Origin of the sequence: Myxococcus sp. CA023, from assembly GCF_010998615.1 — a bacterium.
Lineage (GTDB): Bacteria > Myxococcota > Myxococcia > Myxococcales > Myxococcaceae > Myxococcus.
In genome coordinates this window covers 1-22,736 of sequence record NZ_JAAEAH010000058.1, presented here as the reverse complement: position 1 = coordinate 22,736, position 22,736 = coordinate 1, and the positions used below count along the sequence as shown (strand labels likewise).

The window sequence follows — 22,736 nt, the reverse complement described above, 5'->3', positions numbered from 1 at the left end:
GGTCCGTGGCTCACTGCAGGGCCTCCTGCCAGGGCGCGTGCTCCGGGGGAGGTGCGAAGCTCTCCGCCAGCGCCTCGACCAGCGCGGGGCCCGTGGCGTGGAGCTCCGGCAAGGTGAGCAGCGGCGCGCGCAGCGTGCGTGACAGCCGGGCGGAGGCAGCCCGGGCCCGCTCCAGCCGCTCCAACTCACGCCACCCCTGGTGTGGCCCGTGCGCGGCGAGCATCCGGCGCAGGGCGGCGCGGGACTCGGGCGTGAAGGGGTCCTCTGGCATCCGGTTGAGGACGGCCGCGGACAGCGGCAGCTCCAGACGGCGCAGCTCGGCGGCCACGGTGAGTGCCTCGCTGACGGGCAGCGGCTCCGGCAGGCTGGTGAGGACCACCGCGGTGCGTGCCGCATCCTGGAGGAAGTCGAGCCCCTCCCGCACGTCGCGTCCGATGGGGCCCCCGGGCATCAGGGACAGCACGCGCTGGGGAAGGGCGGCCAGCGCCAGCGCGTGTCCCGTGGCGGGCAGATCGACGACGGTCAGTGGGTGGACGAAGCGTCCATCCGGCCGGGTGCGCCGGAGCAGGGCCAGCAACTGGTACATCAGCCCCATCTCCCGGAGCGCGGGCCCTGCTTCCAGGAAGCGGCGCAGGGCGCGGGTGTGCAGCGCGGCGTCGGCCAGCCAGCGCGCGGGCAGGGCACGCTCCAGGAAGTGCCGGTGTCCTTCCGCTGCGGACAGCCGCACGAAGTGGAGCCCGGGACGCACCCGCGTCACCTGAGGCCCCGCCTGGCGCACCCCAACGCGCGCCGCCAGGGGCGAAGGCCCGTCCTCCTCCGGCGCCAGCTCCGCCAGCAGCACGGTGCGTCCCGTGCGCGCGGCGGCCACGGCCAGCGCCGCCGCCAGCGTCGTCTTCCCCACGCCGCCCTTGCCCGATACGAGCAGCGCACGCCTGTCCCAGAGGGCTTCGAGCACCGGCCACCGTCCTGTCGCAGCGCCCCAGGCCGCGCGCTGTTCCCAACACGGTGTGGAAGGCGACACGCCAGGACAACCGAGGCTCCGGTGCGGCCGTCCCAGGCACGCGGTCGCTCGCGTGCCCGGGTGGCGCTGGGACTACAGCGCCTCGATGACCTTCTTGATGCGCTCGAAGGCCCAGTCCAGCTCGGCCTGGGTGACGATGAGCGGCGGCGTGAGGCGGATGACGGAGTCGTGCGTCTCCTTGCAGAGCACGCCTTCCTTCATCAACGCCTCGCAGGCGGGCCGCGCGGAGATGTCCAGCGCCACGCCAATCATCAGCCCCCGTCCGCGCACCTCCACGATGTGGCGGTTCCTCAGCGTCTTCAGCATGGCCAGGAACGACTTGCCCAGCTCGGCGGAGCGCTCCACCAGGCGCTCGTCGCGCAGCACGTCCAGGGCGGTGCGCGCCACGGCGCAGCCCAGCGGATTGCCGCCGTAGGTGCTGCCGTGCTCGCCGGGACGGAGCACGCCCATGACCTCGTCATCCGCCATGACGGCGGACACCGGGTAGAAGCCGCCCGACAGCGCCTTGCCCACCACGATGACGTCCGGCCGCACGTCCTCGTGCTGGAAGGCGAACGTCTTCCCGGTGCGCCCCAGGCCCGTCTGGATTTCATCCACCATGAACAGCACGCGGTGCTGCTTGCAGAGCTCGGCCACCTGCTTCAGGTAGCCGTCGCGCGGAATCAGCACGCCGGCCTCCGCCTGGATGGGCTCCATCAGGATGGCGCAGGTGTTGGGGGTGATGGCGCGCCGCACCGCCTCCACGTCGTCGTAGGGCACCACGGTGAAGCCGGGGGTGAAGGGGCCGAAGCCCTGCCGGTAGCTCCGCACGGTGGAGAAGCTGATGAGGCTGATGGTGCGCCCGTGGAAGTTGTTCGCGAAGACGATGACCTCCGCCTTGTCCTCGGGGATGCCCTTGACGGTGTAGCCCCACTTGCGCGCCAGCTTGATGGCCGTCTCGCACGCCTCCGCGCCGGAGTTCATCGGCAGCGCGCGGCTCAATCCAGACAGCTCGCGCAGCGCCTTGTAGAGGTGGGGAAGCTGATCGTTGCGGAAGGCCCGTGACGTCAGCGTCACCTTCGCGGCCTGCTCGCGCAGCGTCTCCAGGATGCGCGGGTGACAGTGCCCCTGATTCACCGCCGAGTACGCGCTCAGGCAGTCCAGGTACTTGCGGCCCTCCACGTCATGAACCCAGCAGCCCTCGCCCCGTTCGATGACGAGGTCCAGCGGATGGTAGTTGTGCGCGCCATACCGCTCCTCCAGGTCGATGAAGTCTCGCGTGGAGAGGGCAGGGGCGACGTGCTCGGTGCTCATGGGACTCCCTGGGGTATCGGGTGGCGCGAAGCAGGACCATCGCTTTCGATGAAGTCCTTCGACGTGTCCACCCTCGCATGGTCCCAGGCGGTTGTTTCGTTGAGCACCGAGCACCGTACCCGAGCCGCCGCGCGCTGCGTCAGTGGACGGACCAGCGCTCCGCGATTTCCTCGCAGGCGAGCACCACGTCGCTCAGCCGCCGGATGTGCGCCCGCGGCGCGGTGAAGACCGTCCCCGCGAAGACATCCACCACCTGGATGAGGCGGTGGTCACACGGGCCCAGCGGGCACAGGTGCTGCTCTGTGAAGCGCTGGAGCAGCGTGCCGATGTACTGCCCCGACCGCTCATCCAGCGGCTGGTGCTTGGAGAAGTACAGCTTCATCAGGCCCACGCGCGCGTTGCCATGTCTGTCCATGCGCTGGAGCACGACCTCCGGCCGCACGCTGATGGTGACGCCCGCCACCTCCAGCACGGGAGGCTCCGCGCCCACCGCGCTGATGAGCGTCTCCTCCAAATCCAACCAGGGCACCAGGTCCGCGAAGCGCTCGAGCGCCTCCGAGCACAGCTGCAGCCGCTGCGCCTCGAACTCCGTCTGGGGCACGCTGCACGCGAAGCGGCGCTGGTGCTCACGGAGGATGGACAGGTCCATGCCCCGGCAGAGGAAGTCCGTAATCGCATGCGACGCCTCCGGGTAGCGCAGGTACTGCTGCTCCGGCGGGTGCTTCTGGTCGTGGATGATGCGCTTGCGACGCGCGGGCGTGGCGACGAGGTACTCGCCCAACTTGTTCACGGACACACGCGGCAGTTCACGGATTTCCGCCATGGAATCGCTCCCCCTGGGTGCTGGCGAATGAGCACACAGTACAGAGGGGGGCTGACATGCAATGGACGGCGTGAGTGCTTGAAATCAGGGAGGTGAGGGGCCGCTCGGGAAGCCATGGCCTCCAGAGCGGCCCGTCGTGAGGACTCACTCCCTCTGGGGTTCGCCCTCGGGGTAGGCGCTCCAGTAGGTGTCGGGCAATGGGTTGGTGCCGGCGTCGCTGCGCGGACCATCCCCGTCCCCAATCTCATCCAGGATGGCGCCGGGCGTGCGCTCCGTCGGGTCGATGGTGCGCATGCGATGCGTGCCTCCCGACGACTCGGCGGCGTCCGCCAGGTCGCGCTTCTCTTCGTTCTCTTCTGTCTCCGGAGCGTGTTGCCGCGGTTCCTCCGTACGGCCGTAGTAATCCTCGGGTGGCTGGATGCCCGGCTGTTGCTGCTTGTCGCGCTGAGCCATGATGGATTCCCTCCGCCCCACTACGTTCGTGACGGCACAGGCCAACGGCAACGGGCCAACGGGCCAACGGGCATGCACGCCAGGAAGGCGGGCCGGCGGACGGGATGGACGTCCCTGGTCAGGTGCGCCAAGACTGGCGGGATGGCCGAGCAATCCCAACAGACCCCGTCCGCCGTGGCCGGACCGTTGCTCCACCTGGGGTGTCAGTCCTGCGGCGCGCGTCTGGTGCTGGAGCCCGCGCTGCGGACCACGCGCTGTCCCTACTGCGCCGCGCCCGCCGTGGTGGAGCGTCCTCCGGTGCCCGGTGTGCCCGAGCCCGTCTTCGCGCTGGGCTTCGCGCTCACGCACATGGCGGCGAAGGAGCATGTGGCGCGGTGGTTGCGTTCGCGCAGTCGCTTCACGCGCTCCGGCATCCGCTCCGCCGCGCCGGGCGAGGTGCGAGGCGTGTACGTGCCCGCGTACCTCTACAGCGTGCTGGCGCAGGCGCGCTACCGCGCCTCCATTGGGGAGAACTACCAGGAGACGGAGACGTACACGACGACGGAGAACGGGAAGCGGGTGACGCGCACGCGCACCGTGACGCGCACGGAGTGGCGTTCGCTGGAAGGCGAGTTGGTCAGCTACGTGGCGGACGTGCTCGTCACCGCGTCCAAGGGGCTGGACAACGCGGAGCTGGAGGCGCTGGAGCCCTTCGACCTGCGCGGCCTGGCTCGCTACACCCCGGCGCTCATCTCCGGCTGGGTGGCGGAGGAGCCCTCGCTCACGCTGGCGCAGTGTCAGGAACTGGCCCGGAAGGAATCGGTGGAGCGCGTGGGCGGGCTGTTGTCGCGCTTCATGCCGGGGGACTCGTACCGGGGCCTGGAGCATCAGTCTCGGCTGGACTGGGAGGCGCTCGACGTGTGCCTGCTGCCCGTCTGGGTGCTGGCGGTGAAGTACGCGGAGGACGCGCCGCCGCTGCGGGTGCTCGTCAACGGGCAGACGGGGGCCGTCCATGGCGAGGCGCCCATCTCTTCGTGGAAGGTGCTGTCCGCCTTGGTGGCGCTGCTGGCGGTGCTGGCCGTGGGCTGGCTGCTCACGGGAGGTGGGCGATGAGCGCCGAAGCGGTGAGGGTGGAGCCCTGCCAGCGTTGTGACTGCGCGCTGGAGGCGGAGGACCTGCGTTGCCCCATCTGCGGGCTGACGGCGCCGCCTCCGCCGCGTGCCGCGGTGGAGCGCGCGCGGGCCCGCGTGGTGCGGTGTGACAGCTGCGGCGCGGCGGTGGAGTACTCCGTGGAGGCGAAGGCGCCCCGGTGTGACTACTGCGGCTCCGTCACCCATGTGGAGACGACGGCGGACCCGGTGGAGCAGGCGCAGCACTGGCTCCCCTTCACCGTGGACACGGAGGCCGCGCGCGGCGCGCTGATGGGCTTCCTGGGGCGGGGCGGCTTCTTCCGGCCGTCCGGGCTGGCACAGGAGGCCTCGCTGGAGTCGCTGCGTCCGGTGTGGTGGCCGGCGTGGATGTTCGACGCGGGCGTGGACGTGAGCTGGACGGCGGACTCGAACGCGGGCTCGCGGCGGTCGGACTGGGCGCCGCACGCGGGCCGGACGCGCTTCGATTTCGAGGGCATCCCGGTGCCGGCCTCGCGCGGGTTGAAGGTGCGGGAGTGCGAGGCGTTGGCGCCCTACTACCAGCGAGGCTCCGGTCAGGACACGCCCCATGGGCCGGAGGGCGCGCACGTCGAGCGCTTCGAGGCCACGCGCTCGGGCGCCCGGCGGAGCGTGCTGGAGGCGGTGGAGCGCCTGGCCAGCGAGCGCCTCCAGCAGGGCGTCATTCCGGGCAGTCGCTTCCGGAACATCCACGTCGCCGTGGCGCTGTTCAGCCTGCGCACCCAGCGGCTGGCCCTGCCCGTGTACGTGCTGGCTTACCGATACCGCGACAAGCCGTACCGGGTGCTGGTGCACGGGCAGGATGAGCAGGTGGTGTTGGGCGAGGCGCCCATCTCCCCGTTGCGCGTGGCGGCGGTCATCGTGGCGACGCTGCTGGTGCTGGTGGCCGTGTTGTACGGCGTGGGCGTGCTGTGAGCCCGCCGTGACGCCACGCGCGTCACGGTGTGTCGGGCTCCTCGGGCGTCGTGGCCTCTGGGGCCGTGTCAGAGGGCTCCGGTGGGGAAGGCGGCTGGGACGACGAGGAGGCCTCGGGGCGTGCCTCGTCCGGTGCCTCCGTGGCGGCGTGCCGCGCGTCCGCTGCGGGTTCCACCGTCTGGGTGATGCGCGCCTCCAGCGTCAGCTCGGCCACCTGTGACAATCGGACCGCGGACCCCGCGGCTTCGCCCAGGGGCGTCTCGGACGAGGGCTCTCCGGCCAGGGCCGCTTCCTCCACGGTCAGCCCTTCCGGATGCAGCCCGCCCTCGAGCAGCTCCGCCTGGTTGCGCCGGACCGTCGCCTCCACGGCGGCCTGCTCCACCTCCTGCGCGATGGCCAGACGACCCCGGTGGCCTCCCTGCGCATCCAGCCACGCGCGCAGCGCCTCCGCCATCTCCGCGCCCGTCTGGAACCGCTCCGAGGGATTCTGCTGCAGCGCCCGCAGCAGGATGAGCCGCAGGGGCTCGGCGACACCCGCTGCCAATCGCTCCACCTGCTCCGGGCCCACCTGGGCCATCCGCGCCGCCACTTCCTTCACGGGCATCCACGTAGGCCCTTGCGCGTGAAGCTCCAGCGGCTCCGACTCCAGCACGGGCGCCAGGTCATCCACCATCAACGGGTGCCGGCCCGTCAGCAGCTCCAGCAGCACCAGTCCCAGTGAGAACAGGTCCGACCGGGCATCCACCTTCCGTCGCCGCAGTGCCTCGGGCGAGGCGTAGGCGATGTCACCTTTCACCAGCTCCCGGCTCGTCACCTCGCGCCCGGAGAGCGACGAGGCCGCCACCGTGAAGTTGGTCAGCTTCACCTCGCCATGGACGCCCACGCGGATGTTCCGAGGGCTCACGTCCCGGTGGACGATGTGCAGCGGCCGGCTCCACTCATCCGTGAGGCCGTGCGCGTGGCTCAGCGCCTCCGCCACCTCCGCCGTCACGTGCGCCGCGAACTCCGCGGACAGGGGCCGCCGCCGCATGGCCGCCAGGTTCAGCACCGTGTCCAGCGAACGCCCTTCCACGTACTCCATCACCACGTGAGGCGCGCCGCGGTAGAGCTTCAGCAGCATCACCTTGGCGATGGCGGGATGGTTGAGCCGGAACGTGAGGTCCACCTCCTCCACCAGCCGTCGCCGCTCCACGAACGTGGCGGGGTTGCGCAGCCGCTTCACCACCACCGGGCCACTCAGGCCATTGCGGTAGCGGCGCTGCGCCAGCATCAGCAGTTCCCCCGTGGAGCGCATCTCCAGCTTGCGGACGAACTCGAACACCGTGCCGGCCACGGTGAACAGCACGCGTGGCCTGCGTGGACCTCCAGGAAGCTCCTCCGTCGTCGTGTCAGGCGTCATCATGGGCTCATGGACCTCTGAGGTTGAATGAAAGTGAATGGATTTCCCGGAGGGCCAGGCGCCCAGGCCCCTCCCAATGCATGGCGGGCCGGCTCAGCACCACGAGCGCAGCGTGGCCCAAAGCCGCTTCAGCGCGTCCCTCCACCGCCGCCACCCGGTGCTCGCGCGGACCTCCGTCAAAGCCCAGGGTGAGGCGGGCTCGGTGGGAGGCGCGAAGGACGCTGGCGGGCGCGCTCGCGCCGGGACACGCATCCAGCGGCGCAACTCGCGTGCTTCCTCGTCTCCGTCGAAGAACTCGAGAGCCTCCTCGGTGACGGCCTCCTCGGGAGCGAGGGGAGGAAACAGGTGCTCATCCCAGGCCGAGTCCGCACCCGCCAGCGCCGCGTCCAGCGCATCGAACAGGGCCGCTCCCGAAGGAGGCCGCCCCGCCGCGGAGGGCGACAGCAAGCGCGCCACGATGGTGTCCAACGCCTTCGGGACGCGTGGGTTGCGGACAGAGGGCAGGGGAAAGCCACCGGACTCGATGCTGGCCAGCAGGCCGGCGGGCGGCAGCTGCGCCGGATAGGGAAAGCTCCCGGTGAGCACCTCGTAGAGCACCAGCCCCAGCGAGTAGAGATCATCCGTGGGGGCGAACGCGTAACGCGAGCCCGCGGGCCGAGGCTGCGCCCAGAAGCGCAGGGCCTCCGGGCTGCGATAGCTGGGGGTGCCCGGCGGCAGGGTGTCCTCGGTCAGCACCGGCGAGCACGCATGGTCCCCCGAGCCGAAGTCCACCAGCACCGGCTGCCCGTCCGACGCGCGGATGATGATGTTGTTGCCCTTGATGTCGCGGTGGAGCACGCCCGCGCGGTGGATGGCATCCAGCGTGAGCGCCAGTTGCTGGAACACCTGCACCGCGCGCCGGGGCGTGGGCTGCGCGGCCAGGGCCCACTCGGACAGGGTGGGGCCCTCCACGTAACCCATGATGAGGACCAGGTGGCCATCGCGCGCATCCGGCCACCGCCGGTAGCCCAGCAGCTCCACGACGTTGGGGTGCTCCAGGCGCATGAGGACGTGGACCTCCTTCCAGGTCCGCGCGTCCGCCCCGGGCGAGTCCTCCTCCGAGGGGCCCTGGAGCGCGAACTTCAGCGCCACCTGCCGGCGCGTCTCGGATTCGGCCAGGAAGATGGCGCCAAAGCCCCCGGTGGCCAGCCGCCGGACGATGCGGAAGGCCCCCACCTCCTCCGACTCCTGGAGCATCAGCGGGTGCAGGTCCTCTCCCGGCATCACGGATGGACTCCCATAGGACCTTGGAGGTCCAATTCAGACGTGGTCCCTGCGGCTGTCATTGTGAGCGGCGTCATGATTCAACCTTGGAGGTCCATAGCATGACGTTTGCCCTTTGAGGTAGTGTCCTGACTTGGGAGGTAGGTTTCTGGGGAGGAGATGCAGCAGGGTGGCGGATGGAAACTTGCAGGACCCGGCGGGCGTGCAACCCTCGGCCGTCATGCGTGAGCCCGTCGACCACAAGCTGGCAGCCGTGCTGGGAGGTGCCGCGCGTGACGCCCGCCTGCGTCTGGGCCTCACCCAGGGCGACGTCGCCGAACGCATGGGCATGGCCATGGAGGTCTACAGCCGCCTGGAGCGCGGGAAGATGCTGCCCCGGACCCAGACGCTGCGCCGGCTGTGTGACGTGCTCCAGGTCTCCGCGGACACGCTGTTGGGCGTGGGCCGTCCCGACGGCGCGCCCGTCATGCCTCGCAAGCCGGTGAAGGAAGACCCGGTGGAGCTGCGCCGCATGACGCGCAAGTTGCGGGAGCTCGAACCCGGTCAGCTCCGCGCGGTGTCCCGGGTGGTGAACGCCGTCGTCACCGTGTTGCCTCAGCCGGTGGCTCCGGCACCCGCCACCCCAGCGAAGCCCGCCGCGCGTGCGGCGCGCAAGCGCCGGGCGACGGGCTAGCGCTCAGCGCCCTCCGCGCAGCACTTCCTCCACGGCCTGGGAGTGCTTCATGACGCCTGTTCCCGCGCCGCGTTCACGCTGGACACCTGGCAGGGCAGGCGCACCGTGAAGGTGGCGCCCTGGCCCAGCGTGCTTCGCACGTCGATGGTTCCCCCCATGGCCTGGACGTTCTGCCGCGTGACGTACAGCCCCAGTCCCAGTCCGCCGTAGTGTCGCTCGGAGACGGCGCGCTCGAACTTCTCGAAGATGCGGCCCGCCGCCTCGGGGGGAATACCAATGCCTTCGTCACGGACGCTGAGCCAGGCGTGCTCCGTCGTCCTGCCGACCTGTAGGTGGACGGGGTGACCCACGCCGTACTTGAGGGCGTTGGAGAGGAGGTTCGACACCGCTTGCTCCAGCCGCCCCCGGTCCCACTGGCCCACCACCTCGTCCAGCTCCGCCTGGATGGGCGTCCCGGTGCGCTGTGACTCACCCTCGAAGCGCGCGGCCACCTCTTGGACCAGCGCTCCCAGGTCCACCGGCTCCAGCGCCAGGCGCAGATGACCGCTGCTGATGAGCGTCACGTCCAGCAGCTCACCCACCAGCGTCGACAGCCGCTTCACCTGCCGCTGCATGACCTCCAGGTCCGCGGGCAGCCGCTCCAGCAGCTCCGGTCCGCGCCGCTCCCGGGTGGCCCGTGCCAGCGTCTGCAGCTTCAAGCTGAGCGGCGTCAGCGGCGTCTTGAGCTCGTGGCTGGCCACGGTGAGGAACTCGTCGCGCAGCCGGATGGCCTCGTCCATGGCGGTCAGCAGCCGCTCGCGCTCCTGTTCGGCCTGCTTCCGCTCGGAGATGTCGATGACGGAGCCGATGTAGCCCAGGAACTCGCCGTTCAGCCCGAAGCGGGGGCTGGCCGAGTCGATGGCCCACCGGTACTCACCATCCTTGCGCCGCAGCCGGTAGTCGAGCCGGAAGGGGCTGCGCCGCGCATTGGCGTCGAGGAACACCGCCCCTGAACGCTCGGAGTCGTCGGGATGCACGGCCTTGAGCCAGCCGAAGCCCAGGCCTTCTGCCTCCGTCTGTCCGGTGAACTCGTACCAGGTCCGGCTGAGGTAGATGCAGCGGCCGGTGGCGTCCGTCACCCACATCATCACCGGCGCGTGGTCCGCCATGTTCCGGAAGCGGGCCTCGCTCTCCTGGCGCGCCCGTTGGGACGCCTTCTGCGCGGTGACCTCCCGCATGGTGACGAAGACCCGGTTGCTCCGCTCCCTCGACGGCCGGGTCAAGGTGAGCATCACCTCGATGCGGCGGCCCCCCAGGGTCTGGAGCTCGGTCTCCAACTCCAGCCGCGTGCCGCCTTCCCAGAACAGGAGGAGCTCGGCGGTGACGGCCTTCGACGTCTGCGGAACGAAGACGCGGGACCGGGACAGGGACAAGGTGCGAAGCACCTCATCCCGGGTGCGCGCTTCGAGCAGGCGTACCGTGGCCTCGTTCACATCCACGACCTTCACCCGCTCCGCGGCCTCCTTCACGAACCCGGGATGAGCCGCGAGCCAGGCACGCAGGTCCTGGACGCCGGAGGCACGCAGGCCGTCGAGCGCGGCCAAAACGGCGCTGAAGTCCTCCTCCCAGAGGGAGACATCCGCTCCGTTGAACAGCTCCTGGTAGCGCGCGTCTCCGGCTGTCTCAGCCCCACCCAAATGTGTCTCCTCCGTACCCCGGCTCGGGCGGATTGAGTCAACAGCGCGGATGAGTCCGCCGCGTCACAAAGATTCTGGAGCCGCCAGGGGTCAACGAACAGGCGTCTTCCTGGCGGCTCACGGTCGAACGCCTTCCTGGGGAGCCGCTACGTCCGCCCGTCCGTCCGCCCGCCTTCCGCGCCGGACTCGCCAAGGCGCGCTGGTTCCCAGGCGCTTCGTCCCCGGCGCCCATGGAGCCCAGGGGGCGGGGCCAGGCTGCATCCCTGCTCTCAGGCCAATGACAGACGCATGCGTGCCGTCCGTGCGGGCTCGACGCGAGGTGGGTCGAGGGGGAGTCACTTGTCACGCGGACATGGGCTCACCTAGAAGGCCGCCCATGCTTCGCAAGCCTTTGCTCTCCTTGCTGCTCAGCGCGTCTGTCCTTTTCGCCGCGTGCTCCGACTCCGACGATGAACAACAGAAGCCGGCCCCGGCCGTGCTCATCATCGACCGGGAGTCGGTCGACTTCGGTGAGATGGATGTGGGCCAGACCTCCCCCGAGCACCTCTTCACCGTGCGCAATGCATCTCCGTCGGCGGTGGAGTCCGTGTCCGTCAAGGTGGAGGGCAGCGGGTTCACCATCGTCGCCAACACCTGCGAGCGCTTCCTCGACGCGGGCATGGAGTGCGAGGTGCGGGTGCGGTTCGCGCCCCGGCTGGCGGGGCCGAGCGAGGCCCGCCTCAAGGTGGAGGGCGCTCCCGACGTGGACAGCGCGGTCCTCAAGGGCATGGGCGTCGGCTATGTGGAGGTGTGGCGCCTGCCCGGTGGCGGAGAGCGCGTGGTGGTCGAGGGGGAAGGCTGGTCCTGCGGCGAGCCGTGCAAGGTACCGGTCCGCAAGGCGCAGGTGACCCTCCGGGCCGCGCCGGCGGGGATTCCGACCTGGGGCGGGGACTGCGCCGTGGTGGCGGGTGGCGGCTGCTCGCTCGTCATCAATGGGACGAAGCTCGTCTCCCTGGAGGCGTTCGAGTCCTTCCTGCGGTGGGGGGCGTGGGTGAGTTCCCATCCCCGGAGCGTGGCGGCCTCGGCCGATGGCGACATCGTCGTCCTGGAGGCCGGGCAGTTGACGCGGCTCAACAGCACCAGGCAGTTGCGCTGGTCGGTCCCCGCGAGCGGCGGAGTGAAGATGGTCTTGGATGGCGCGAGCAACGCCTACGTGGTGGACTCCTTCGGGCGGGTGACTCGGTACGGCACGGGCGGGCATGCGCAGTGGACCTCTTCAGAGGCCGCTGAGAATCCCAGTGGGCACGAACTCGCGGTGAGCGCCAACGGGCACGTCTACGTGCTGTTGAACCTGGGCAATCATGAGCTTGCGACTCAGCTCAAGCTCATCGCCCTCTCGTCGCAAGGGGCCGAGCGCTGGAGCCTGGTCTTCAATGAGGGCCAGTTCAACTACGCCTCTGGCCTGGCGGTGAATTCGCAGGGTGAGGTCTATCTGGCCGGCAGCGTGCACAACCGGGACGCGACGTCCGGGCAGTCGGTGTTCGTGAAGTCCTACTTGCGGAAGTACAGCGCCGAGGGCGCCATCCGGTGGGAGGCGCAGGACTCCGGGAACCTCTTCGCCGTCAATGCCGAGGGCGCGGCGAGCACCCTCGCCCCCAATGGGGGGCCCACCGGGGGCTTCACTCACCGGTGGATTGGCGCGAACGGGGTAACGCAGTGGAACGAGGTGATTTCCAACGTCCCGGGCGTCGTCACTCTGAAAACCTTCTCGTCCTCCGGCACGCTGCTCATCGGCGGGCATGAGCTCCTCGCGGGCGGAACGGGGATTGGCCGGGGCTGGTTCTCGGCGATGAACCTCACGACCCGCGCGCTCGGCCCGGTGACCTACGTCGAGGGGAGCACGGGGACGGGAGGCCCGGTCCGTATCAGCGGCCTCGCGCTTACCCCAGCGGGCCATGTCGTGGTGACCGGTGGCTTCAGCGCCATCAGGGACCAGGACGGGGGCTTCATCCGGGTGTACGACGCGCGCGTGCTCACGGGCGTGCCGTAGCGCCCTCACGGCGTGGGGGACCACGCCTCCATCCGCCACGAGGAACGGGTCCAGGCCCACCTCGGGTGGCCGGTAACGGACCGTTCCACGAGGCGTACGAATCCCTGGCGTTGTTGCGCCCGTTCCGGGCACTGCCGCCCTGGTAGAGTCCGGCCTCAGCCATGACGACCCTTCGCAAGGTGATGCTCGTTGACGATGAAGATGACATCCGCACCATCGGCAATCTCAGCCTCAGCCGTGTGGGGGGATGGCAGACGGTGCTCGCCGCGTCTGGCGCGGAGGCCCTGGAGAAGGCCCGCACGGAGAAGCCCGACCTCATCTTGCTGGACGTGATGATGCCGGGCATGGACGGGCCCACCACCTTCGGCCGGCTGCGTGCCGAGGCGTCCACGGCGCACACGCCCATCATCTTCATGACGGCGAAAATCCAGAAGCAGGAGGTCGCCCGCTACCTGGAGCTGGGCGCGCTGGGCGTCATCGGGAAGCCCTTCGACCCGATGACGTTGCCCCAGGAGATTCGCAAGCTGGTGCCAGGGTGAGCCAGGGGCTTCGCCTCTCCCGTCGCTCGGGCGTGTTGGCGGCGGGCGCGCTGCTGCTCTTGTGCGGCCTGTTCGCCATGGGCCGTCCGTGGGCCACCTCCGACAATGACCGCTACCGCAGCGCGCTGCGGCACCTGCGCGTGGCCAGCGGTGATTTGGAGATGGACGTGCTGCGCGAACGCATGGGCCTGCGCACGCTCCATGGCTCGGACCCGGAGGACTTCGCCGCGCTGCGGGCCCGCGCGGACGCGCTGCGACAGTTCCCCTCCTTCCTGTCCGCCATGGACCGGCGCACGATGAACACGGCGCTGGACCTGTTCGTCAGCGCGCTGGAGGAGAGCGCCGCGCTGCTGAAGCGAGCCCGCGCCGCGGACGCGCGGGGGGAGAAGGAAGAGGCGGACGCGGCCGTCCAGGCCCTGTTGGAGGGCACCGCCAGCACGCGGGCGGAGCGCCTCATCAACACGTACCTGGAGCTCTACGAGCGCACGCAGGCGCGCAACGAACGCTCGCGCATCATCTTCTTCATCGTCTCCCTGGCGCTGGTGGCCTACGTGCTGGTGGTGATGGTGCGGCTGTCGCGGGCCACCGCCGACCTGGCCGCGCTCAACACGGATTTGGAGCGGCGGGTGGAGGAGCGCACCAAGGCCTTGTCCGCCGCCAACGACGGGCTGCGCGCCAGCGAGGCACGCAAGGCCGCGATTCTGGAGGCCTCTCCGGACGGCATCCTGCTGCTGGATGGCGGCGGGGACTTGCTGGAGCTGAACCCCTCGGCGCAGAAGACCTTCCAGGTGGTCGCCGCGGACGTGGTGGGCCGCGACTTCCTCTCCGTGGCGCTTCCGGCGGAGCTGCCGGACGGTGCCCGCCAGAAGGTGCTGGCCGCGGGGCGGTACACCGCGTCGGGGCAGGCCACGCGGTTGGAGTCCCCGTGCCTGCGCAGGGATGGCAGCACCTTCCCCGCGGAGCTGACCATCGTCCGCGTGCCCGGAGAAGGTCCGCCTCGCTACACCGTCTTCGTGCGCGACATCACCGAGCGCAAGGCGGTGGAGCGGATGAAGAACGAGTTCATCTCCACCGTCAGCCATGAGCTGCGCACGCCGCTCACCTCCATCCGCGGCTCCCTGGGCCTGCTGGAGGGTGGCATCGTGGGCGACATTCCGCCCCAGGCGCTGGACATGGTGCGCATCGCCCGCACCAACACCGAACGCCTCATCCGCCTCATCAACGACATCCTCGACCTGGAGAAGATGGAGGCGGGCAAGCTGGAGCTGAAGGTCTCCACGCCGGAATGCGCGGATTTGGTGGAGTCCACCTTCGCGGGCGTCCGGGGCATGGCGGACGGCGCGGGTGTCTCGCTCCAGGCCGAGGTGACGGGCACGCCGCAGGTGAAGGCGGACCGGGACCGGTTGGTGCAGGTGCTCACCAACCTGGTGTCCAACGCGGTGAAGTTCTCCCCGCAGGGCGCGGGGGTGACGGTGCGCGTGGGGGAAGAGGCGGACGGGCGGGTGCGTTTCAGTGTGGTGGACCAGGGCCCCGGCATCTCCCAGGAGCAGCGTGCGCGCCTCTTCGGCCGCTTCCAGCAACTGGACAGTTCGGACACGCGCTCCAAGGGGGGCACGGGGCTGGGGCTGGCCATCTCGCAGGCCATCGTGGAGCAGCACGGCAGCCGCATCACCGTGGAGAGCGAGGAGGGCCGGGGCTCTACCTTCACCTTCACGCTGGAGTCGGCCCGGCCCGCGTCCGTCACGCCGCCGCCCGTCATCCCCGAGGACGCGTCCCGCCATGAGGTGCTGGTGACCACCGCGGACGCGGAGCTGGCGTCGCTGCTGGGCGGGCTCCTCGCGCACGAAGGCTACCGCGTGGTGCGCGCCACCAGCCTCATCGAGGCGGCGAAGCATCTGGACACGGCCCTGCCGGACGCGCTGGTGGTGGACATGCGGCTTCCGGAAGGGCACGCGCTGGACTGGGTGCGGCGCCTGCGCGAACAGCCGCGCACGCACGAGTTGCCCGTGTTGGCGCTGTCCGGCCGCTCGGAGGACGCGGAGGGCGTTCCGCACTGGGTGGACTGGATGCCCCGGCCCTTGGAAGAGTCTCGGCTGCTCAAGTCGCTGCGCTATGCCACACGGCAGCCGGGCCAGGCGCGCGTGCTGGTGGTGGATGACGACGCCAGCACCCGGCGCACGCTGTGCGCGCAGATGGAGCGGCTGGGCGTGCAGGTCTTCGAGGCGGCGGACGGCGAGAGCGCGGTGGAGCTCGCGCGCGAGACGACACCAGACCTCATCGTCCTGGACGTCGGCCTGCCGCGCCTGGACGGCTTCGAGGTCGTCGACATCCTCCGTCAGGGCAAGGGCCGCGCCACGCCGCTCATCGTCTTCACGGGCCGGGATTTGACGCGCATGGATGAGCGGCAGCTCACCCTGGGCATCACCCGGCACTTCACCAAGTCGCGCGCCTCGGAAGAGGAGCTGGTCTCCTCCGTGCGTGACCTCCTCAACGGCCTGCTGGCGAGAAAGGCACACCCCTCATGAGCAGCAGGACGCTCCTGTTCCTGGAGGACGACAAGGATTTGCAGTCCCTGGTGGGCACCTTCTTGCGTGAGAAGGGCTACCGCGTGGAGCCCGCGCGCAGCGCGGCGGAGGCGCAGGCCGTGCTCGCGCGCGTGCCGGTGGACGCCGCCATCGTGGACGGTCTGCTGCCGGGGATGACGGGCGCGGACTTCATTCGCGAGCTGCGCAAGACGCAGCCCAAGCTGCCCATCCTCTTCGCCTCGGCCTTCTGGAAGGACTTGAAGAGCCACGAGCTGCTCACGCGGCAGTTGGGCGTGGTGCGCATCATCCACAAGCCCTACAAGCCGGAGGAGCTGCTCGTCTGGGTGAACCAGCTCTTCCCCGCGCCGGCCCTGCCGCCACCGCCACCGCCCGAGGCGCTGGAGGAGGCGGAGGAAGTGGACGTGGAGGTGGACGACCTGGCCGCCAGCCTCGCGGCGCTCAACGCGGAGTACGGCACCCGGCTGAAGGAGAAGGTGGCGGCGCTGGAGGCGCTGCTCGTCCGCGGGCGTGGTGGTGACGCGGCGGCGCTGGAGGAGGCCTACACGGTTGTCCACAAGTTGCACGGCACCGCGGGCAGCTACGGCTTCGCGGAGGTGAGCATCCGGGCGGGCCAGTTGGAGGCGGTGCTGCTGCCGGCCCGGGCCGGTGCGCCCGTGGATGTGGCGGCGCTGGACGCTGCCTTCCGCACGTTGGCCGCCGCGGCCTCCGTTCCGGTGAAGCCCGCCGCCGCGCCGCCGCAATCCTCTGAAGGTGTGCTGCTGGTGGTGGACGAGGACGCGAAGCTGTTGGCCGACGCGGAGCGCATGGGTCGGCAGGTGGGCGTGGGCGTGGTGACGGCGCGCACGGCGGACGCGGCGTGTGAGGTGGCGCGGCGGCAGTGGGTGGATGGCGTGCTGGTCCACCTGGACCTGGGCGGTCCACTGGGCGGCCTGGCCGTGGCGCATGCGCTGCGTGCGGAGGAGAGCCTGCCCGTGCTGCCGCTGGCCGTCACGGGTGCCCGGGATGTGCTGGAGGAACGGGTGGCGGCGGCGCACGCGGGGGCGTCCCTCTTCCTTCCACGGCCCTTCACCGCGCGGGACTTCTCCGCCGCGGCCGAGCGCATGGTGGCGGCGCGCCGCCCGGAGCGCGCGCGGGTGATGGTGGTGGATGACGACCCGGACGCCATCGCCGCGCTGACGCAGGCCCTCGCCAGCGACCAGATTGAGGTGGTGGGGCTGAATGACGCGCACGGGTTGATGGAGGCGCTGGCGCAGCACCGGCCGGACCTGTTGCTGCTGGACGTGCAGATGCCGGGGCCCAGCGGCTTCGACCTGTGCCGGATTCTGCGCTCCACGCCGGAGTGGCAGGAGTTGCCGGTGCTGCTGATTACCGCGCACCTGGGGCTGGAGTTCCGGCTGGCGGCCTTCCAGGCGGGGGCGGATGACTACCTCTCCAAGCCGGTGCTGCGCGAGGAGCTGCGAGCGCGCGTGCAGGCCCGGTTGGAGCGCACGCGCCTGTCTCGCGAGCGGGCGGAGCGGGATGGACTGACGGGCCTGCTGCTGCGCCGGCCCTTCCTGGACGGGCTCCGCGCCCGGCTGGCCGAGTCACGGCGCCAGGGAAAGCCGCTGGCCTTGTGCTTCCTGGACGTGGACCACTTCAAGCAGGTGAATGACCGCTACGGCCACTTGGCGGGAGACCGCGTGTTGATGTGGTTGGGCCGGCTGCTGGGCGCGCGCTTCCGCCGCGAGGACGTGCGCGGCCGCTGGGGCGGCGAGGAGTTCGTGGTGGGGCTTTTGGGTGAGGGCGCGGGCAGCGCCTCGGAAATCCTCGCCCGCACCGCGGCGGAGCTGTCGGACATGACCTTCGACGGCGACACCGGCGAGCCCTTCCACGTCACCTTCAGCGCGGGCATCGCGGTGTCGCCAGGGGACGGCGACACGGTGGAGTCGCTGCTGCGGACCGCGGACGCGCGGCTCTTGCGCGCGAAGGAGAACGGCCGCAACCGCATCGAGGCCTGAGCCCCAGGGCTACGGCTCGTTGAAGATGAGCAGCCCGCGCGACGTGTCCACGACGTAGATGCGGCCGTCCCCCGGCACGCGGATGCCGATGGCGCCGTCGGTCAGCTTGTCTGTCCGGTTCGGGTCTGACTCGCGGAAGGTGTTGTAGTGCGCGATCTCGCGAGGCTGCGAGGGATTGGACACGTCCAATACGCGCACACCCTCATGGTAGTACGCGACGTACAGCCGCGTGCCCACCAGCAGCATGTTGTGGACGGAGGTGAGGCCGCGCAGGCGGTACTCACCAATCTTCACGATATTCGCCGGGTCGGTGACGTCCAGCACGCGGATATGGGAGCCCATCGTCTCGCCGCCCTCGAAGGCCACGGTGCGGCCATTGAAGGTACCCACCGCGTTGGCGTGGCTGAAGGCATGGGGATAGGTGTAGCGGCCGAGCAACTCCGGTGTCTCGTCGTCCAGTCCTGCGATGAGGAAGCCATCGTCGAGGTGGTTGATGTAGAGGCGCCCCTCATACGCGAAGGCGTCATGCGGATAGCCCGTACTTCTGGGATACGTGAAGCGGGTGAGGAGCTGAGGCTCCAGCGGTTGGGTGATGTCGAAGATGATCGTCTGCTTGTGGGATGGCGACATGGCATAGAGCCGATTTCCGTCCACGAAGAGGGTGTGCACGTCGACTGGGCCGCCACCGCTGGGGTGGTTGCGCACGAAGGCGGGCACCCGCGGGTCAGCCAGGTCGAACACGAGCAGGCCGTCGCGAGCGCTGCCGACGTAGAGCGCATTGTCTCGAGCCCACACGGCATTCCAGTAGTCGTTATGGCCGAATCGGATGACCGTCTGCTGGACGGGAATGTAGGGATTGCTCACGTTGAAGACGACGAGGCCGCCGCCGACTCCTCGCCGGTCGATGCCCACGACATAGGCGTGGCCATGGGTGACATACACGTCCACAGGCGTGTCCAGGCCCACGCGCATTTCGGACAGGAGCTGGAGGTTGGCGGACTCGGGCTCGCCCTCTCGCCACGTCATGCGCTCGGCGCGGAAGCTACCGCTATGGCGCAGGATGCTGTCTCGGCACCAGAGAACGCAGCCGGTGAGGCTCCGTGGACCCTGGGCGTGACAGCCGATGAACGTGTAGCGGTCTTGGAGCCTGGTTTGGCTCGTGGGTCCGGAGGACATGAAGAACCGCTCGCCATTCATGGTGGCTGCATGGGGCTTGCGCCCCATGACGGACATGGGCTGGCCCGAGGCATCGAACTGGAAACCACCGTTCTCCGGGAAGACTTGCACGGTGCCGGGCTGCACCTGGGTCTCGTACCGGATTTCCGCGCGGTAGATGGCGCCCTGCCGCTCCAGGCCCGCGAGCGAGCCGAAGTCACAGTCTGGCATCACCAGTGTCTCCGGCGCGTTGCACGCCGCCTGGGACGTCTGCGCGGGACAAGACTCGAAGGCCCCGGGGTCCACCCATTCCCCCAGCTCCGGAAGCACCTCCCAGGGGCCGTTATACGCCGGTGGCTCGGGAGGCGGCGTGGAGGGCGAGGGCTCCGACGAGGAGCAGGCGGACAACGACACGGAGCAAACGAGCGCCAGCAACGGGAGCAAGGCACGAACAGACATGAGGTGCAGCCTCTGGATGATGGGCGCCCGCATCGTTTCGCGGACGCCCTGTGTTCAGCATGGAGGTCATCGCGAGCGCCGCGAAGTGGCGCCCCCGGATGGCTCACGGCTCGTTGAAGATGAGCAGTCCGCGCGAGGTGTCGACGACGTAGACGTACCCATCCCCGGGCACGCGGATGCCGATGGCGCCCTCGAAGGCGCCGTCACTGCGATTCGGGTCGCGCTCCCGATACGTGTTGAAGTGCGCCACCTGCCGGGGCTGGGTGGGATTGGCCACGTCCAGCACCCGCAGGCCCTCGTGGTACCAGGCGACGTACAGCCGGTGGCCCTTGAGAATCATGTTGTGGATGGACGTGGTGTATCGCATGCGGAACTCGCCAATCTTCACGATGTTCGCTGGGTCGGAGACCTCCAGGACGCGCAGGTGTGAACCCGGGAACTCGCCGCCCTCGAAGGCGATGGTGCGGCCCGCGAAGGTGCCCACCGCGCTGTGGTGCGCGAAGCCACCGAACCCCGGATAGAAGTATTGCCCCAGGTGCTGCACGTTCTCCAGGTCGCTGACGTCCACGATGGAGTAACCGCCGGAGGCGTTGCTGATGTAGAGGCGGCCCTCGTACGCGAAGACGTCATGCGGCCCGCCCGAGGAGTACATCTCGGGCAGGGTGATGACCTGCCGCAGGACGGGCGCCAGCGGTGTGCTGACGTCGTAGACCCGGGTGTTGCCCACGGAGTCGGTGATGTCGGACGCATACAGCCGGTCCCCATCCACCAGGACGGTGTGCACGTTGGCGCGGCCGTTGCCAGGCAGGCTCATGACGAACTCCGGCGCCCCCGGGTCGGAGATGTCGAAGACGGAGACGCCGGTGATGGAGCTCGCGATGTACAGCGCGTCGCCCTTGGCCCACACGCCGTTCCAGAACGAGTCACCCGGTAGGCTGATGGAGGTCTTGAAGAAGGGGTGCGCCGGGTCGCTCACGTCGAAGACGGTGAGCCCGCCGAAGCGGCCGTACAGGTTGAAGGACACCACGTAGGCATGGCCGCGGGTGACGTAGACATCCGCCGGCGTGCCCAGCTCCACGAAGGACTCGGAGACGAGTTGCAGCCCACCGGAGGCCTCGGCTTCACCGCTCCGCTCCGCCCGCTCGGCCTCGAAGGTCCCCGGGGTCCAGGTGGAGCGCTGGGGCGTCTGCCGGCAGCTGACGTAGCAGCCGGTGATGAAGCCGGGCTGGGGCGTCTCGCAGCCGGCCACGGAGTAGACCCGCTCTCCGAGGACGGGGTGCGTCTGCCGGGCGGAGAGGAAGAACATGCCGCCGTCCGTCATCCGCGTGGTGAGGGGCATGCTCAGGAGCGTATCGGTGCCCCCGTCCGAGAAGAGCCGGAAGCCGGCGCTGCCCGGTGTGACGGACGTGCCGCCATCCGCCAGCGGCCGCGCTCCCCGCCCGTCGCCCACGTAGATGCCGTGTGGCTCCACCGCGGCGAGCTGGTCGGGGTTGCAGGACGACAGGTCGAAGTTCGCCGGGTCCGCGCATTCCTCGAGGGTGGGGTTGGTGGCGGTGAAACGGCACGCGGAGAACGCGCCCCGGTCAATCCAGTCACCCGGGTCGTCCAGCACGGTGTAACTCCCATCCCAGGGCGCCTCGGGACCCGCGTCCGTCCCGGCGTCCTCGGTGCCCGCGTCCTCGGAACCCGCGTCCGTGCCGGAGTCCGTGGGCTGCTGCCCCGCGTCGGGTACGGGCGGCGGCGGGTCGTCATCACAGCCCGTGGTGGCGGACAGCAGCAGGGTCAGGGCGGACAGTAAGGCCCGGCCCGAGCGAAGCGGGGACGTCATGTCGAAACCTCATGGGGCAATGCGAGGCACGGCGGGGATGGCCGTCCTGCACCTGCACGCAGGCATACGCCCGTCATGGCGTTCCCGATTCGAGATGATTGCCAGATGAATGCCAAAGGCCGGGCAATGCAGCGGTTGCTTGTTTTTTGGGCGGGAAATGGTCCTGACCTTGCGGGCGCGCGGCGCCCCGGCGCACGGCATGAATTGTCTTTCATTGCGGACGCGGCGGGGGTGCCACCTTTCGCCACCGCTCACGCGGCCAAGGTAGGGTGGGAGGCCACAGGAGGGTCGCGGTGGGAGGGAAACTGAGTCCGGGCATCTACCGGGTCCACAAGCCGGTGGGCGCCACGAGCTTCTCGGTGGTGCAGCGGTTCATGGAGGAGGCGAAGGCCGCGCAGCCGGGCAAGCGGATACCGGTGTGCCACGGAGGGACGCTGGACCCCTTCGCGGAAGGGTTGCTGCTGGTGCTGGTGGGGCAGGCGCCGCGCCTGTTCGAGCTGCTGCACGCCGTGCCCAAGGTCTACGAGGCGGAGGTCGTCTGGGGCACGGAGACGGACACGGGGGACCTGCACGGCCGGCCCGTCTTCCAGGGAGACACGGGGGCGCTGACGCCGGAAGGCCTGGACGCGGCGCTGGCGTCCTTCGTGGGCTGGCGGGAACAGGTGCCTCCGGCTACCAGCGCGAAGAAGGTGGGGGGCGAGCCCGCCTACCGGAAGGCGCACCGGGGAGAAGTCGTGGAACTGCCGCCCTCGCGCGTGTACCTGCACGCCGCGCGCTGGCTGTCCCATGACCTGCCGCGCGCCAGCCGCCTGTGGCTGAGCTGCCGTGGGGGCTACTACGTGCGCTCGCTGGCCCGCGACGTGGGGCGCGTGCTGGGCTGTGGGGCGCACCTGTCCACCCTGCGGCGCACGGCGATTGGCCCGTGGGAGGACCCGGGGCTGGGGCAACGGGTGTGGCTGCACGGACGCGATCTGTTGCCCTGGGCCCGCGTGCGGACGCTCACGGACGCGGAGGTGGGCGAGCTGCGCCGCGAGCGCCCCGTCCCCGCGAGCGGCCTCCAGCCGGCGGATTGGGCGCTGCCCCCCGGCTTCCCGGACCCGGTGGCGCCGGTGCGAGGCTTCCACCAGGGGCGCCTCGTCTTCCTGCTACGGGAGCGCGACGGCGCGCTGTGGAGCGAGTTGGAGCTGCGCGGAGGGCTGTAGGCCCGCGCGCGGGAAGCCCCGCCCCACCGTTGCCAAGGTGCCACGCGCTCCGCCCGGGATGGGCCGCCGGTGACAAGAGTCACCACCTGGGGGCTGTCCCGGTGATGACGGTTGTCACCGGTGATGACAGTTGTCACCACCCCGCACAGCCCCGTGAAAAGGCACCCGAATCCATAACCCACTGAAAAGACTTGGGACGTTCAGGTGGGCCCACCGGGCCCCGTGTGTGGCACGCCACACGCAATAGGACAGGACATCACGCTCCAGCACGGAGCGGGGCTCGAAGCACGGGGGGCCTGGCCGGGGGGCCAGGCGCTGGG

Annotated in this window: 17 protein-coding genes; 8 read left to right on the top strand and 9 right to left on the bottom strand. The window is 70.1% G+C overall.

Annotated elements, in window-relative coordinates:
- Window positions 1-10 precede the first annotated feature (10 nt).
- The 4 genes from F8M74_RS24375 to F8M74_RS24360 form a co-directional block, all read right to left on the bottom strand.
- Window positions 11-955, bottom strand: coding sequence for an ArsA-related P-loop ATPase (locus F8M74_RS24375; protein WP_141256538.1), 945 nt, complete (start codon window positions 953-955; stop codon window positions 11-13).
- A gap of 138 nt (window positions 956-1,093) precedes the next feature.
- A complete protein-coding gene (gene rocD / locus F8M74_RS24370; protein ID WP_141256539.1) occupies window positions 1,094-2,314 on the bottom strand; it encodes an ornithine--oxo-acid transaminase in 1,221 nt (406 codons plus the stop codon).
- A 139-nt stretch (window positions 2,315-2,453) separates the two neighbouring features.
- Entirely contained in the window at window positions 2,454-3,137 is a 684-nt protein-coding gene (locus F8M74_RS24365; RefSeq protein WP_090491242.1) for a hypothetical protein, read from the bottom strand.
- A gap of 144 nt (window positions 3,138-3,281) precedes the next feature.
- Window positions 3,282-3,590: a hypothetical protein gene (locus F8M74_RS24360; RefSeq protein WP_163884548.1), complete on the bottom strand. Its 309-nt coding sequence runs from the start codon at window positions 3,588-3,590 to the stop codon at window positions 3,282-3,284.
- Between the two features lie 72 nt (window positions 3,591-3,662).
- On the opposite strand from F8M74_RS24360, the gene F8M74_RS24355 reads away from it, so the two are divergent.
- Entirely contained in the window at window positions 3,663-4,682 is a 1,020-nt protein-coding gene (locus tag F8M74_RS24355) for a hypothetical protein (RefSeq protein WP_141256540.1), read from the top strand.
- Complete coding sequence (locus F8M74_RS24350) at window positions 4,679-5,650, top strand: zinc ribbon domain-containing protein (protein WP_141256541.1); 972 nt, start codon at window positions 4,679-4,681, stop codon at window positions 5,648-5,650. Before F8M74_RS24355 ends, F8M74_RS24350 begins: the two co-directional genes overlap by 4 nt.
- Window positions 5,651-5,672: 22 nt before the next feature.
- Here F8M74_RS24350 and F8M74_RS24345 read toward each other — a convergent pair whose 3' ends face one another.
- Window positions 5,673-7,052, bottom strand: coding sequence for a serine/threonine-protein kinase (locus F8M74_RS24345; RefSeq protein ID WP_171410314.1), 1,380 nt, complete (start codon window positions 7,050-7,052; stop codon window positions 5,673-5,675).
- A gap of 90 nt (window positions 7,053-7,142) precedes the next feature.
- Window positions 7,143-8,312, bottom strand: coding sequence for a serine/threonine-protein kinase (locus F8M74_RS24340; protein WP_141256554.1), 1,170 nt, complete (start codon window positions 8,310-8,312; stop codon window positions 7,143-7,145).
- Between the two features lie 220 nt (window positions 8,313-8,532).
- Between F8M74_RS24340 and F8M74_RS24335 the strand changes: the two genes are divergently transcribed.
- The gene (locus F8M74_RS24335) at window positions 8,533-8,985 is read left to right on the top strand and encodes a helix-turn-helix domain-containing protein (RefSeq protein ID WP_163884555.1); all 453 of its coding nucleotides are present in this window, start codon (window positions 8,533-8,535) and stop codon (window positions 8,983-8,985) included.
- A 47-nt stretch (window positions 8,986-9,032) separates the two neighbouring features.
- Here F8M74_RS24335 and F8M74_RS24330 read toward each other — a convergent pair whose 3' ends face one another.
- Window positions 9,033-10,661 (bottom strand): PAS domain-containing sensor histidine kinase, encoded by a 1,629-nt coding sequence (locus tag F8M74_RS24330; protein WP_141256543.1) that lies wholly within the window; start codon window positions 10,659-10,661, stop codon window positions 9,033-9,035.
- A 376-nt stretch (window positions 10,662-11,037) separates the two neighbouring features.
- Between F8M74_RS24330 and F8M74_RS24325 the strand changes: the two genes are divergently transcribed.
- From F8M74_RS24325 to F8M74_RS24310, 4 genes are all read left to right on the top strand, one after another.
- Window positions 11,038-12,690, top strand: a complete 1,653-nt coding sequence (locus tag F8M74_RS24325; protein WP_141256544.1) for a hypothetical protein — start codon at window positions 11,038-11,040, stop codon at window positions 12,688-12,690.
- A gap of 161 nt (window positions 12,691-12,851) precedes the next feature.
- The gene (locus tag F8M74_RS24320) at window positions 12,852-13,229 is read left to right on the top strand and encodes a response regulator (RefSeq protein ID WP_141256545.1); all 378 of its coding nucleotides are present in this window, start codon (window positions 12,852-12,854) and stop codon (window positions 13,227-13,229) included.
- On the top strand, window positions 13,226-15,754 hold the full coding sequence (locus F8M74_RS24315; RefSeq protein ID WP_141256546.1) for an ATP-binding protein: 2,529 nt from the start codon (window positions 13,226-13,228) through the stop codon (window positions 15,752-15,754). The genes F8M74_RS24320 and F8M74_RS24315 overlap by 4 nt, the downstream gene beginning before the upstream one ends.
- Window positions 15,751-17,772: a response regulator gene (locus tag F8M74_RS24310; protein ID WP_141256547.1), complete on the top strand. Its 2,022-nt coding sequence runs from the start codon at window positions 15,751-15,753 to the stop codon at window positions 17,770-17,772. The genes F8M74_RS24315 and F8M74_RS24310 overlap by 4 nt, the downstream gene beginning before the upstream one ends.
- 9 nt (window positions 17,773-17,781) lie before the next feature.
- Here F8M74_RS24310 and F8M74_RS24305 read toward each other — a convergent pair whose 3' ends face one another.
- Together F8M74_RS24305 and F8M74_RS24300 are read right to left on the bottom strand one after the other, a co-directional pair.
- The gene (locus tag F8M74_RS24305; protein WP_141256548.1) at window positions 17,782-19,419 is read right to left on the bottom strand and encodes an LVIVD repeat-containing protein; all 1,638 of its coding nucleotides are present in this window, start codon (window positions 19,417-19,419) and stop codon (window positions 17,782-17,784) included.
- Window positions 19,420-19,489: 70 nt separating this feature from the next.
- Window positions 19,490-21,214 carry an LVIVD repeat-containing protein gene (locus F8M74_RS24300; RefSeq protein WP_141256549.1) on the bottom strand — a complete coding sequence of 575 codons (1,725 nt, stop codon included), beginning with the start codon at window positions 21,212-21,214 and terminating at the stop codon, window positions 19,490-19,492.
- Between the two features lie 293 nt (window positions 21,215-21,507).
- On the opposite strand from F8M74_RS24300, the gene truB reads away from it, so the two are divergent.
- Entirely contained in the window at window positions 21,508-22,416 is a 909-nt protein-coding gene (gene truB, locus F8M74_RS24295; RefSeq protein ID WP_141256550.1) for a tRNA pseudouridine(55) synthase TruB, read from the top strand.
- Window positions 22,417-22,736 lie beyond the last annotated feature (320 nt).